An 11,609-nucleotide genomic window follows, 5' to 3' on the forward strand; every position below is an offset into this window, starting at 1 on the left:
CGGTTTGATCATGGCTGACCCGCCTTGGCAGTTCGAAAACTGGTCCGAGGCCGGGGAGCACAAGAATGCCTCCGCAAAATACCAATGCCAAGATCTCGATTGGATAAAATCACTACCGGTTGGTCATCTGGCTGCTCATGATTGCGTTCTCTGGCTGTGGGCCTGCAACCCGCTTTTGCGTGAGGCTTTCGAAGTCTTGGACGCATGGGGTTTCACCTTCAAAACCGCTGGCCATTGGTCAAAAAAGACCGTCCACGGCAATCAGGCATTTGGCACAGGTTACATTCTCCGCAGTGCTGGCGAGCCGTTCTTGATTGGAACCGTTGGCAAGCCGAAAACATCGAAATCGGTGCGTTCTGTCATCGAAGGTGTAGCCCGCGAGCATTCTCGCAAGCCGGAGGAAGCATTTCAGGCTGCCGAAAAACTTTGTCCCGATGTTCCGCGCCTTGAGCTGTTCAGCAGGCAGAAAAGACCGGGATGGGATGTGTTTGGTGATCAAGTCGACAAGTTTAATGCAGGAGCTGCGGCATGAACGTGATCGAGGAAGGCCACCGCATCAAGGACAGGCTGCGCGATGCAGACACCGTGGAAGAGATCGAGCGCATCGCCGACGAGGAGCGCGCCAAGGTTCTCGGGATGAAGGACATCCCCGGTGACGGCCCCGCGATGTATCACCAGATCAAGAACTTGAAGCTGTTCAGGCTGCGGGAAATGCGCCGGCCATCCAGAAAATCAAAGCAGAGGTAGGGACATGAGCAAGAACGGCAAAACATCCAAATACAACAACTCCGGCGTCGGCCATGTTGAGTGCAAGCTAAAATGCACCGCGCCAGATGGATCGACATACTTTGTGCCAACCATTGCCAGCAACCGAGATCACGTGGCCAACATGGTGGCAGAAGGTCAGCTAGATCAAAGTCAGCGCGAAAACCACCTCATCAAATTGTACGAGGGCCAACTCGCCGCAAAACAGCGTCAATTGGTCGAAACTCAGAACAGACTGACACTCAGCCTACGGCAGGAAAGCCAAGCCATGGTCCACGGCAAAAATAAGTTCTCGTTTTCGCGATGGTGGAGCGCAATTACCGGCAGGTTTGGCCGCCTGATCAGGAAGGTTATCCGGACGTGAACATGGTAGCAAAAATCACCGAAGATGAGCGCCGCTTGATTGACGAGGCCATTGCCGAGGGAAAGGTGACGCGCATACCAACCGGCGTGTCATCCGAACCCGTCGAGGTCAAAAAGCCTTGGACAGTAGGGCGCCGCAGGCAGCAGGGCGTCATCTATCAAATTCGCACCTTGGCCGGGATGGGAAAATCGGACCTCGAAATCGCTAAGCTGCTGAACACCACCCGCAAGGCCGTCAGCAACTATCGCTACAGGTACAACATAAGCGCGGGTTTGGCCGCCCGCAGCGGAAAGCGGTAAAATATCGGGGAAGGAGTAAGGACTATGGCAAAGCGAAAGCAGTTGTTTCACCCGGATGAGGTGAAGAAAAAAATCCAGACCAGTCAGCTTATTAACAGGCTGCAAAATCATGCGCTTTTTGTCGATGACCCGGACATGGAAAATTACGACAAGGTAAAACGCCAAACGGTCATGTCGGACAGCCAGGTCAGGGCCGCGTTCGGGTTGCTGGATAAGACCATTCCAAACCTCAAGGCAGTCGAGGTTAGCGGCACAGGCGAAGCCGGGGAAATCCTGTTTAAAACGGTTTATGAAGACAAGAAGTAATGGAGTTCGAGTTCCGCGTCCGGTGGTATCAGCGCGCATTCCATGAGGCACTGGTTCAGCAGAAGAAGCGCCGCCTGATCGAGATAGCGCACCGCCGATGGGGCAAGGATGAGATCGTTCTGAACGGCTTCCGGGAACTGTCACAGCGACGCGTCGGTACATACTGGCATTGCTTCCCGGAATACGCGCAGGCGCGCAAGGCGATCTGGAACGGCATCAACAGCCACACGGGCAAGCGACGGATTGACGAGGCATTCCCGCCCGAGATCCGCAAACGCACCAACGACACCGATATGTTCATCGAAACGGTGTGGGGGTCCACGTGGCAGTTGCTCGGCTCTGACCGATATGACGCGACGGTTGGTTCTGGCCCGGTCGGCATAGCCTATTCGGAGTGGGCGCTGTGCAACCCGGCGGCGTGGGCTTATCACCGTCCCATGATCCAGGAAAGCAACGGCACGGCGGCGTTCATCACCACACCGCGCGGAAACAACCACGCCAAGGCCATGTATGATCTCGCCACCCGGTCAGATAGTTGGTTTGCCGAGTTGTCATCGGTGACGGATACTGAGGCGCTGACAGAGGCACAGCTTACCGAGGCGCTGGAAGAATATCAGGCGCTCTATGGCATCGACCTCGGCTTGGCGCTGTTCGAACAGGAATATTATTGCTCATTCGCTGGGGCGATCATCGGCGCGATCTACGGCGCTGAGATGGCCCGCGCGGATCGGCAAGGCAGGCTGACAACGGTCCCGATCAATGAAAGCTATCCGGTCCACACTGTCTGGGATTTGGGCAAGGCCGTGAACAACCCAATCTGGTGCTTTCAGGTCATCAAGGGCGATCTGCGCATTGTGGATTTCTATCAGCCCGAATCCGAAGACCTGGACGACTGGATCAAAGAACTCGAAAACCGGGGCTACAACGGCAACGACTATGTGCCGCATGACATCCTGACAACGGAATGGGGGCAGAAGAAAACCCGCATAGAGCGGCTGAGAGAGCGCAAGAGGACGCCGGTCCGTATTCCCAAGGTCTCAGTCGCAGATGGGCAGCAGGCGGGCCGTATGGCGATCAACGCAGCTGTGTTTGACGACGAGCGTTGCGCCGTGGGTATCGAAGGGCTGCGGGCGTATCGGCGGGAATGGGATGACGATCTGAAAACCTTCCGCGAGAACCCGGTCAAGGATTGGGCCGAACATATCGGCTCGGCGTGGCGCTATCTCGGGTTGGTATGGCGCGATCAGAAGCCGCAAGAGGAACAGCAGAAGCCGAAGGATCTGGAATACAAGGCAAAGGCAGACGGCACGATACAAGGCAACATGTCAGTCAAAGAGGCCGTTGACGCGATGGTGCGGCGGCGCAAGCGGCAGCGGGATTGAACCCGTCACCATGATATAATTTCGGGGAAGGCGGTGCAGGCCGCGATAGAGCGAGACCCCCGATCGTGGCAGACATCAACGCAAAAGACCTCAAAGAGCGCGGCGAAAAATGGATGCAGCGCATCAACGACCGTCTCAAGGCCGAGGAAGAATGGCGCAAGGACGCCGAAGCCGCCGAAACCGCGTACAGCAACAGCGAGACGGGCGAGGGCGAGAAGTACGACTTCAACATGCTGTTCTCGAATGTCGAGACCATCGTCCCGTCTCTCTACAACTCGACACCGATCCCCGATATCCGCGTCAAATACGTCAGCAAAGACGACGGGTACTATGAACTACTGTCCGAGGCCGCCAAGACGCTGGAATGCGCAGTAGAGGCCCAGCTTGACGACAACGTGCTGGACATCGAGGTCGAAGCCGGGACGCAGGACGCGTTTCTGTCGGGTCGGGGCGTGATCCGTGTTCGGTTTGACGCCGACATTGAAACCGCGGCAGAGGTGGTCGAGCAGGAAGACCCCGAGACGGGCGAGATGATCTCGCAGGAGATCACTAAGGAAAGCCCCGTCAACGAACGGGTGCAGTACGAAGTCGTTGCATGGCGCGACTATGTCGAGGGACCGGCAAAGCGGTGGGAAGACGTTCCGTGGGTCGCCTATCGCCTGTTTGTGCATGACGAGGACATGGATCAGTTCGACCAAGCCTACATGGACCTGCAGAAGAACCCGGATGACGATCAGAAAAAGCTGGACGAGCACACGATCTGGGAGATTTGGGACAAGGCGAAGGGGCAGGTCATCTTTGTGGATGCGTCGAATTCCATGCTGCTGAAAGAGGTCGATGACCCGCTTGGCCTGACGGGTTTCTTCCCCAATCCGCGCCCAGTGCAGCCAATCACCCTGACCGGACGCAGAACGCCAATCAATCCGTTTCGTCTGTACAAGACGCTGGCTGAGGAAGCCGACCGTGCAACGCGACGCATCAACGCCATCATGAAGGGCCTCAAGGTCCGGGGTGCCGTTGTTGGGGATGCTGCGAACATCAAGCGGGTCGCCGAGGCCGACGACAACGAGCTGATCCCGATTGAGAACGTCGAGGGGCTGGCGCAGACAGGCGGGTTGGACAAGGCCATTGTGTGGTGGCCGGTGGATCTGGCAATAACCGTGGTCCGTGAGCTATACACCGCGCGGGAACAGACCAAGCAGTCGATTTACGAGATCACGGGTATCTCTGACATCGTGCGGGGCGCATCCAACGCCAACGAGACCGCCCACGCTCAGGAAATCAAGACCCAATGGGGATCACTGCGCATCCGCAAGATGCAGCGTCAGATCGAGCGCATGGTCCGGGATCTGTTCGTGCTGTCCACCGAGATCATCATGAACCATTTCTCGGACCGGCGGCTCAATGAGCTGCGCGGGAAGCTGCTGGATGAGATGGTTCTGGAATTCCTGCGCCAAGGCTTGATGCAGTACGCCATCGACGTTGAAAGCGATAGCATCATCCGCGGCGATCTGACCCGGATGAAAGGCGAGATGGGCCAGTTCATGCAGGGCGCCGCGTCTTATTTCCAGACAATGGCCCCTCTGGTTGACCAGGGCGGCCCGGAAGCAGCAGAGCCTGTGATCCAGATATTCAGCGCTTTTGCCCGCATGTTCAATCTGGGCAAGCAAGGTGAGGAAGCGCTTGAGAACCTGATTGATGTGGCAAAGAAGGCGGCCGCGCAACCAAGGCCAAATCCGGGTGAGGAACAGGCCAAAGCGGATATGGCGGCCAAGCAAGGCGAAATTCAAGCTCGTATGGCCATTGAGGATCGCAAGCTGCAGGCAGGCGCACAGTCAGACGCAGCCAAGTTACAGGCCGATGAGCGCGCCCGTGAACGGGAGGCCGCGAGAAAGCTGCAGGAATTCCAGGCCAAGGTTCAGGCGGAACTGCTGGCGGATGAACGCAAGATCTCATGGGAGCGGGAAAAGCTGGATCGCGAGGAACGGTTGAAGCGCGAGGAAATGGCGTTTCAAGCCAGCATGGCGGCGCTCACCGCGTCGAAAGAGTCTCCTGATGGGGATGGCGATCAGGCCGCCGTCCGAGCCTTGCTCAGCTTGGGTGAGAGGGTTCTTGCAGGGGCAACAGTTCCAGATGCGCCCTGACGTTTAGCATGTGAGGACCAATGGCAACTTATGTCTATCGAAATGGCGTAGCGGTCAACAAGGCGACGGGGGAACCGATGCTGACTGAGGCAGAGCGCACCCGAAAGCCAGAAACGCCGCAAATCATGGGGTTCAGCCCCTATGCGTGCCCCGTCACGGGGAAGGAAATCCGCACTCTGCAGCAGCACAACGCGAATCTGAAAAAGCACAACTGCATTGAGCAGAAGGAGTTGGGATCGCCCACGAATGGCGAGATCCGAAACGAGCGCTTTGCCCGAAAGCGTGGATTGAAACTGTCCGAAAAATACCGGGATGAGCCGCACAAACCAAGGACGATGATAAATGAGTGATATCGAAGCAGCAGTCGAAGCACCGCAAAGCGCGCCGACCGAGACCCCTGTTGAGACACCGGAATTGACGGAGGATCAGCAACTCGATGCGATTTGGGAAAAAGCGCAATCAGAGGGGGTTGAAGCCGAGGAAGTGGATGACGCTTCTGCGGCAGGCGATACGACTCGAGACGAAAAGGGACGGTTCAAGGCAAAAGAAGAACCCGACGTAGAAGCCACACAAGAAGAACCGGAAGAAACGCCGGTTGTTGAAAAAGCACCGATTTTCAGCGCCTTGCCGAGCGAAATTCGCAACGATTGGGAAAACCTGAAACCCGAAGTGCAAAGCGCCATCCTGTCCAGCTACCACCAGATGCAGGTTCAATCGACCAATGCGGGCCGCATGATGAAGGGTCTGGGGCCGATCCGGGATACACTGGCCGCCGCGGTCAAAGACTTGCCGGAACTGGCCGACATGACGCCCGATCAGGTGGCGCAAGACGCCATGGAACTGGCAAAAACCCGCGTCCAGCTTATGCGTGATCCCGTCAACACGCTGATCCAGGTCGCTCAGTCCACCGGGTCTCTGGACGGGCTTAAACAGGCGCTGTCAGGTGAGGCCCCGGCGGCTCCGACCAACGATCAGGCGGTGATTGCCGATTTGCGCGGTCAAATCCAAAATTTGCAAACTCAACTGCAAACTTCTGCAAATCCTGATACAATTCGGGGAATAGCGGCGCAATCTTTCGAAGAGAGCCGGGTGCAGTCCGAGATCCAACAGTGGTCAAGCGGCAAAGAGCATTACCAAGTGGTAGAGCAGCACCTTCCTCAGTTCGTTCAGATGGCGCAGCAGACAGCGGCCCCCAGCGCCTCCCATACGGACATTCTGGACACCGCGTATGACATGGCAGTTAGGAGCTTTGGTCTCCGGGCAAGCACACCGCCGGCAACGACGGAAGCCCCCCAGAGAGCGCAAGCAGCCCTGAACGCCAAATCCGCAAATGTTCAATCGCGTGGCACGAAACCCGCCCAACTCACAGAAGATCAGATGATGGCGGCGGCCTATGACAAGGCCATGCGGAGTTGAGAGGACATGAGAGATGGCATCACCATCGGCAGTGTTCACGGAGATGGTCACAACCACTGACCGCAACTGGTCCACCAAGCTGGCGGACAACGTGAGCAAACACAACGCGCTTCTGAATCGCATGAAGAAGAAGGGCAACATCAAGACCGAAGACGGCGGGTATGAAATCGCACTGCCGTTGGAATACGCCGAAAACCAGACATACCAGCGCTATGCAGGCTATGAAGAACTGAACACGGATGCGTCGGACGTTCTGACCACCGCCAAGTTCGAATGGCGTCAGGCCGCGCTGCATGTGACCGCTTCGGGTCGCGAGATCCGCATGAACATGGGTTCCAAAGAGCGCATGATCAATCTGGTCAAGGCACGGAAGAAAAACGCGCTGAAAACCGCCGCGAATAACATGTCGATCGACATCTATTCGGACGGGTCTTTGGACAACCAGGTGGGCGGCCTGTCGCATATCGTGCAGACGGCAGGGCAGGGTACAGTTGGGGGCATCAATTCCGCCACCTTCGCGTTCTGGCAGAATAAGGCTCAGGAAATCTCCGGGTCCAATTCCTACACCACGGCAACGCTGAAAAACGAGATGGGCAAGTTCTGGCTGGGGCTCAATCGTGGGGACGACAAGCCCGACCTTATCGTCATGTCGCATGACTTCTACTCGACCTTTGAGGCCGGTGTGGAAGATCGCGCGCGCTATGCCGACAAGGACAGCGCCACCGAGGGGTTCTCGACCCTGAAATACAAGACGGCGGACGTGATTTTCGATGACAACTCGAATTTCGCAACCAACGCCGAGAAAATGTACTTCCTGAACACGGATTATCTGTACCTGATCCAGCACAAGGAAGCGCAGTGGACCATGGACGACGAGAAAAAGCCGACCAATCAGGATGCTGTTGTGATCCCGATGTACTGGATGGGCAATCTTGTGTGTTCGAACCGCAGCTTGCAGGGCGTCCTGCTTGATGCAGCGTAAGGAGGTGACATCATGATTGGTGCAAATCTCACCCGCACGTACACCGCTGACCAGCTTGACGAGGGCAATGCGCCCGGTCTGGGCGATCACTACTGCGCCCATGACGGCAAGGTTTACAAGTTCGTCAAATACGACACAGGCGCGGGCTCCGTGGCCGCTGTCGCCGGTCAGGTGGCCTATTACTATCAGGCAGGCGGCGCGCAAGACAGCGTCGTTACCTCGGACGTGTCGGACAGCGTTAGTATCGGTGCTGGTGTTCTGCAGGCGGCTCCGGGCGATGGCGAATTCGGATGGGTTCAGATCCAAGGCCCGGCCAAACTGGCTATCGCTCTGACCGCCGGTGCTGATGGCAACGCCCTGACGCCCGTTGGTGCCACAGACGGCACTTTGGACGTCACGGCGGCTGTGACATCGCATGTTTGCGCGATTGCTGACGATGCGTCGGCGCGCGAAATCATGTGCTGCTTTCCTTGGTGATCGCGATGGCGAAAACCGATCACGCGGCAGTTGTCGAGCGGCTATGGAAGGGTGGCGAACGCAAGACCGCCATCACCTATGCCATCGACAACAAGGTGCCCGAAAGCAAGTGGCTTGACGGTATGACAGAACATGCCGGCCTGATGAGCAAATGATTTAAAGGGGGCTGTAGCGGCCCCCTTATCCCGTTTCATGGAAAGGTAGAAAAATGGGTCTCGATATCCGAGTTTTGGGCTTCAAGGCAAAGGTGAACGCCGCAGGCAAAACGGTTCATTACGTGGACTACGCACCGGCACATGCCATCAATACGTCGATCAACCATGCGCGTGTCAATGACCTGATCCCGCCGCCTGAGTTTGCCGATGAGCGCGACCCGGCCGGGACCAAGATGTTCCATATGAAAGCCGTGTGGAGCCAGATCGAACCCCACTACGAAGCCTGGAAGAACGGCAAAGACATGCCCGAGACCGGAATGCCCCTGACGGCATGGGTGGGTGTGAGCGAACCCGAAATTTTCGAGCTGAACCGCGCCGGTATCAAGTCGGTCGAGGATGTGGCCGGAATGTCTGAGGGGTCGCTAGACAAGGTGGCTCTGCCGAACGCGCGGGACTTGCGTAAACAGGCGCAGGTGTTCCTTGAAAACGCCAATTCTGTGCAGACGCAAAGCCGGATCACCGAGCTGGAAGACCAACTGGCTGCGGCTATGGCGCTGCTGGAAGAGCAGTCCGGGAAAAAGCCCGCTAACAAGGACGCTGCATGACAACCGTTGTTGAGGTTCTAGATCGTATCGCGCGGCAATGCCGGGTGTCGTCGCCGTCGAATTGGGTGAACGCCACGAGCAACACCCATGTCGAAATCCGTGACGACTTCCTGCGCGAGACGATTGACGACCTCGCCAAACGGATTGATTGGCCCAGCCCCATCGGAAAGCAGGTGGTGATCTCGGGCACGGGGGCAGAGGACTATGATCTGCCCTCGGACTTCCTCCGCCTGCAGTTCGGCGACCCGTCGATCTATGAGACCACTACCACGCGGCGTTGGGGCGTTCCGATTGAAAGCGACGGGGATTGGACCCGGCTCAAAAACATCGGGACAGCCGGAACAAACCGTTACTACCGCCTGACCGGGTATGATGAGAACTGGAAACTGTCTCTGTACCCGAACCCCGGTGCCGGTGCGAATATCACCGTGTCTTACATGTCTACGAACTGGATGGCGGATGGATCGGGCGCGACGGGCAAGATGCTGACGGATGCGAGCGATGTTCTGTTGTTTCCCCGTCGTCCGGTTGAGATCGGCACGGTGGCCCGGTGGCGCATGAACAAAGGCTTCGATGCGGACAAGCTGATGGCGGAATATGAGGCGTGGGTTGCAACAACGGCCAATCGTTTGAAAGGCCGGACCCGGATTAACTTTGGCGACAGCAGCGACGGGTTGAAGCCGATGCGCGTTCCCGTGCCTGATTTCATACCGGGGGCCTGATGCGGAACCAGAACATCACATTTCCGGCCCCGCGCCGTGGGTGGATGAAAAACGCCAACCTATCGCAAAGCCCGATTGATGCGGCCGAGATTCTGGACAACATCTTTCCAACGGCACAGGGCGCGCGCTTGCGCAAAGGGTCGAATAAACACGCCACGGTGGCGGCAGAACCGCGCAGCCTGTTTGCCTTTAACGGCGGCACCACGGTCGAGATGTTCGCGGCAACCGACGACGCCATTTATGACATCACCAATCCATCAAGCCCGGATGTTTCCCCAACCGCGTCCGTCACAGGGCTGGCAGGTGGCGATTGGTCCAGCCGGTTGTTCACCACCAGCGGCGGGAGCTTCCTGACCATTGCCAACGGCTTGGATAACGTCCGCCAGTATAATGGAACCACATGGTCCACCCCGACGATCACGGGGCCGTCGTCCAAAGATCTGTCTTATGTCTGGGCGTTTAAAAACCGCCTCTGGTTCGTTGAGAAGAACAGCAATTCCGCATGGTATCTGGGGACCAACGCTGTTTCGGGGGCCGCGACCGAATTCCCGTTGCGTGGGATATTCAACCTTGGCGGCAACCTGCTGTTTGGTGCGAGCTGGTCGATTGATGCGGGCGACGGCATCGATGACCTAATGGTGTTCGTCTCGGATCTGGGCGAGGTCGCCGTGTACTCGGGCACCGATCCGTCGTCTAACTTTGCCTTGTCCGGGGTGTATTTTATCGGCAGGCCCGTCAGCAAACACGCCCATTTCCGCGCCGGTGGTGATTTGGCCATAGCCACGGATGAGGGGATCGTGTCGGTATCTGAGGCGCTGCGCAAAGAGCGCGGGGCCCTGCAGGCGTCGGCACTGACCTATCCGATAGAGGAAGCGTGGCAGGAGGCCATTGCAAACCGGACCTCGAACAACCCGATCAGCGTTACCCTGCACTCGAAACTGACGCAGCTTGTCATCGGCACGCCCAATATCGTCGGTGACAGCAATGTGGCTTTTGTTGCCAACACCCGCACCGGCGCTTGGTGCCGCTATACGGGCTGGGATGTCCGCTGTTCCATCGTCTTTAACGATCGGTTCTTTTTCGGGACGTCCGCGTCGACCATCGTTGAGGGCGAGGTAGGCGGTAACGATCAGGGGTCGGAGTTTGCGGGCCTGTGGGTGCCGAAGTTCCAGGAGGGCGATGCATCCATGAAGGTGTCCAAGCTGGCTCGGTTTCGGGGACGCACGAACGACACCTACAATATCGGTTTGGCCTGCTTCTCAGATTATGAGATCGGCGCGGTATCTTCGCCGGTTGTAACCGGAACGAGCAATCAGAACCTGTGGGATGTGGGCTTGTGGGGTGTCATGCGGTGGGGTGGGGATGAGTATCGCGCCTATCTTTCCGAATGGCAGTCTGTAACCGGCTTTGGGGCCGCCCTGTCGCCTGCCGTTATTCTACCTGTCAATCGGCCCGTCGCTCCGAACCTTGAGGTGATCGCGATGGACGTGGTTTACGAACAGGGCAACATCATTTGAGTGTGTTGTTTGCAAAAGCCGGGTCACAAGAGAACGCAGCTTTTTGCCAATATGTCGCTAACCAGGTTGCGCCGCGCGGGTGGGAGACATCAAGCACCGCCAGCATGGGTGCGTTTAAGGACGGAGCGTTTCAGGGGGCTTTTGTGTTCCATGACTGGTGCCCCGAGAATGAAACCATTGTGTTCTCGGCGGCCGGAAAGCCCGGATGGCTAACCCAAGAGGCGCTGTTCTTTTCACACCGTTACGCTTTTGACCAATGTGGGTGCCAGCTTGTGGCGCTGGATGTTTCCGAAGACAACACACGCATGTGCCGTATCGCCCGCGCCTATGGCTATGACGGGTATATGATCCCCAGGTTGAGGGGGCGCGACGAGAACGGGATACTGTTTACGATGACGGATGAGGTGTGGCGCGAGAGCAGGTTCACCCGGCGGTTCATGGCTAGAAATCCTGATTTGCTGTAAAATTCGGGGAA

General features: G+C 57.5%; 16 protein-coding genes. All 16 read left to right on the forward strand.

The window, feature by feature from the left end; all coding sequences use genetic code 11:
- Nucleotides 1-10: 10 nt before the first annotated feature.
- The 16 genes from ACR3EG_RS10530 (at nucleotide 11) to ACR3EG_RS10605 (ending at nucleotide 11,598) form a co-directional block, all read left to right on the forward strand.
- Nucleotides 11-532 carry an MT-A70 family methyltransferase gene (locus ACR3EG_RS10530; protein WP_480495941.1) on the forward strand — a complete coding sequence of 174 codons (522 nt, stop codon included), beginning with the start codon at nucleotides 11-13 and terminating at the stop codon, nucleotides 530-532.
- Nucleotides 529-747 carry a hypothetical protein gene (locus ACR3EG_RS10535; protein ID WP_480495506.1) on the forward strand — a complete coding sequence of 73 codons (219 nt, stop codon included), beginning with the start codon at nucleotides 529-531 and terminating at the stop codon, nucleotides 745-747. The genes ACR3EG_RS10530 and ACR3EG_RS10535 overlap by 4 nt, the downstream gene beginning before the upstream one ends.
- 4 nt (nucleotides 748-751) lie before the next feature.
- Complete coding sequence (locus tag ACR3EG_RS10540; RefSeq protein ID WP_480495508.1) at nucleotides 752-1,129, forward strand: hypothetical protein; 378 nt, start codon at nucleotides 752-754, stop codon at nucleotides 1,127-1,129.
- A 2-nt stretch (nucleotides 1,130-1,131) separates the two neighbouring features.
- The gene (locus tag ACR3EG_RS10545; protein ID WP_480495510.1) at nucleotides 1,132-1,428 is read left to right on the forward strand and encodes a hypothetical protein; all 297 of its coding nucleotides are present in this window, start codon (nucleotides 1,132-1,134) and stop codon (nucleotides 1,426-1,428) included.
- Nucleotides 1,429-1,452: 24 nt separating this feature from the next.
- On the forward strand, nucleotides 1,453-1,734 hold the full coding sequence (locus ACR3EG_RS10550) for a hypothetical protein (RefSeq protein WP_480495512.1): 282 nt from the start codon (nucleotides 1,453-1,455) through the stop codon (nucleotides 1,732-1,734).
- Nucleotides 1,734-3,116 (forward strand): hypothetical protein, encoded by a 1,383-nt coding sequence (locus tag ACR3EG_RS10555; RefSeq protein WP_480495514.1) that lies wholly within the window; start codon nucleotides 1,734-1,736, stop codon nucleotides 3,114-3,116. Before ACR3EG_RS10550 ends, ACR3EG_RS10555 begins: the two co-directional genes overlap by 1 nt.
- A 65-nt stretch (nucleotides 3,117-3,181) precedes the next feature.
- Complete coding sequence (locus ACR3EG_RS10560; protein ID WP_480495516.1) at nucleotides 3,182-5,260, forward strand: cell envelope integrity TolA family protein; 2,079 nt, start codon at nucleotides 3,182-3,184, stop codon at nucleotides 5,258-5,260.
- Nucleotides 5,261-5,280: 20 nt separating this feature from the next.
- Nucleotides 5,281-5,610 (forward strand): hypothetical protein, encoded by a 330-nt coding sequence (locus ACR3EG_RS10565; protein WP_480495518.1) that lies wholly within the window; start codon nucleotides 5,281-5,283, stop codon nucleotides 5,608-5,610.
- Nucleotides 5,603-6,676, forward strand: coding sequence for a hypothetical protein (locus tag ACR3EG_RS10570; protein WP_480495520.1), 1,074 nt, complete (start codon nucleotides 5,603-5,605; stop codon nucleotides 6,674-6,676). The genes ACR3EG_RS10565 and ACR3EG_RS10570 overlap by 8 nt, the downstream gene beginning before the upstream one ends.
- Before the next feature lie 13 nt (nucleotides 6,677-6,689).
- Nucleotides 6,690-7,658: a phage major capsid protein gene (locus ACR3EG_RS10575; protein WP_480495522.1), complete on the forward strand. Its 969-nt coding sequence runs from the start codon at nucleotides 6,690-6,692 to the stop codon at nucleotides 7,656-7,658.
- Nucleotides 7,659-7,670: 12 nt separating this feature from the next.
- Nucleotides 7,671-8,135: a hypothetical protein gene (locus ACR3EG_RS10580; RefSeq protein WP_480495524.1), complete on the forward strand. Its 465-nt coding sequence runs from the start codon at nucleotides 7,671-7,673 to the stop codon at nucleotides 8,133-8,135.
- Between the two features lie 5 nt (nucleotides 8,136-8,140).
- Nucleotides 8,141-8,290: a hypothetical protein gene (locus ACR3EG_RS10585; protein WP_480495526.1), complete on the forward strand. Its 150-nt coding sequence runs from the start codon at nucleotides 8,141-8,143 to the stop codon at nucleotides 8,288-8,290.
- 53 nt (nucleotides 8,291-8,343) lie between these two features.
- Nucleotides 8,344-8,895: a hypothetical protein gene (locus tag ACR3EG_RS10590; RefSeq protein ID WP_480495528.1), complete on the forward strand. Its 552-nt coding sequence runs from the start codon at nucleotides 8,344-8,346 to the stop codon at nucleotides 8,893-8,895.
- Entirely contained in the window at nucleotides 8,892-9,617 is a 726-nt protein-coding gene (locus ACR3EG_RS10595) for a phage adaptor protein (protein WP_480495530.1), read from the forward strand. The genes ACR3EG_RS10590 and ACR3EG_RS10595 overlap by 4 nt, the downstream gene beginning before the upstream one ends.
- Nucleotides 9,617-11,134 (forward strand): hypothetical protein, encoded by a 1,518-nt coding sequence (locus ACR3EG_RS10600; protein ID WP_480545846.1) that lies wholly within the window; start codon nucleotides 9,617-9,619, stop codon nucleotides 11,132-11,134. Before ACR3EG_RS10595 ends, ACR3EG_RS10600 begins: the two co-directional genes overlap by 1 nt.
- Before the next feature lie 104 nt (nucleotides 11,135-11,238).
- Complete coding sequence (locus ACR3EG_RS10605; RefSeq protein WP_480495534.1) at nucleotides 11,239-11,598, forward strand: hypothetical protein; 360 nt, start codon at nucleotides 11,239-11,241, stop codon at nucleotides 11,596-11,598.
- Nucleotides 11,599-11,609 lie beyond the last annotated feature (11 nt).

This window comes from Ruegeria sp. AM7 (assembly GCF_056535965.1).

What these genes read in the sequence shown, in the direction of transcription:
- ACR3EG_RS10555 (WP_480495514.1), top strand. Translation starts at nt 1,734, where the DNA reads ATGGAGTTCGAGTTCCGCGTCCGGTGGTATCAGCGCGCATTCCATGAG.
- ACR3EG_RS10545 (WP_480495510.1), top strand. Translation starts at nt 1,132, where the DNA reads ATGGTAGCAAAAATCACCGAAGATGAGCGCCGCTTGATTGACGAGGCC.
- ACR3EG_RS10595 (WP_480495530.1), top strand. Translation starts at nt 8,892, where the DNA reads ATGACAACCGTTGTTGAGGTTCTAGATCGTATCGCGCGGCAATGCCGG.
- ACR3EG_RS10565 (WP_480495518.1), top strand. Translation starts at nt 5,281, where the DNA reads ATGGCAACTTATGTCTATCGAAATGGCGTAGCGGTCAACAAGGCGACG.
- ACR3EG_RS10570 (WP_480495520.1), top strand. Translation starts at nt 5,603, where the DNA reads ATGAGTGATATCGAAGCAGCAGTCGAAGCACCGCAAAGCGCGCCGACC.
- ACR3EG_RS10550 (WP_480495512.1), top strand. Translation starts at nt 1,453, where the DNA reads ATGGCAAAGCGAAAGCAGTTGTTTCACCCGGATGAGGTGAAGAAAAAA.
- ACR3EG_RS10605 (WP_480495534.1), top strand. Translation starts at nt 11,239, where the DNA reads ATGGGTGCGTTTAAGGACGGAGCGTTTCAGGGGGCTTTTGTGTTCCAT.
- ACR3EG_RS10590 (WP_480495528.1), top strand. Translation starts at nt 8,344, where the DNA reads ATGGGTCTCGATATCCGAGTTTTGGGCTTCAAGGCAAAGGTGAACGCC.
- ACR3EG_RS10540 (WP_480495508.1), top strand. Translation starts at nt 752, where the DNA reads ATGAGCAAGAACGGCAAAACATCCAAATACAACAACTCCGGCGTCGGC.
- ACR3EG_RS10530 (WP_480495941.1), top strand. Translation starts at nt 11, where the DNA reads ATGGCTGACCCGCCTTGGCAGTTCGAAAACTGGTCCGAGGCCGGGGAG.
- ACR3EG_RS10535 (WP_480495506.1), top strand. Translation starts at nt 529, where the DNA reads ATGAACGTGATCGAGGAAGGCCACCGCATCAAGGACAGGCTGCGCGAT.
- ACR3EG_RS10585 (WP_480495526.1), top strand. Translation starts at nt 8,141, where the DNA reads ATGGCGAAAACCGATCACGCGGCAGTTGTCGAGCGGCTATGGAAGGGT.
- ACR3EG_RS10575 (WP_480495522.1), top strand. Translation starts at nt 6,690, where the DNA reads ATGGCATCACCATCGGCAGTGTTCACGGAGATGGTCACAACCACTGAC.
- ACR3EG_RS10580 (WP_480495524.1), top strand. Translation starts at nt 7,671, where the DNA reads ATGATTGGTGCAAATCTCACCCGCACGTACACCGCTGACCAGCTTGAC.
- ACR3EG_RS10600 (WP_480545846.1), top strand. Translation starts at nt 9,617, where the DNA reads ATGCGGAACCAGAACATCACATTTCCGGCCCCGCGCCGTGGGTGGATG.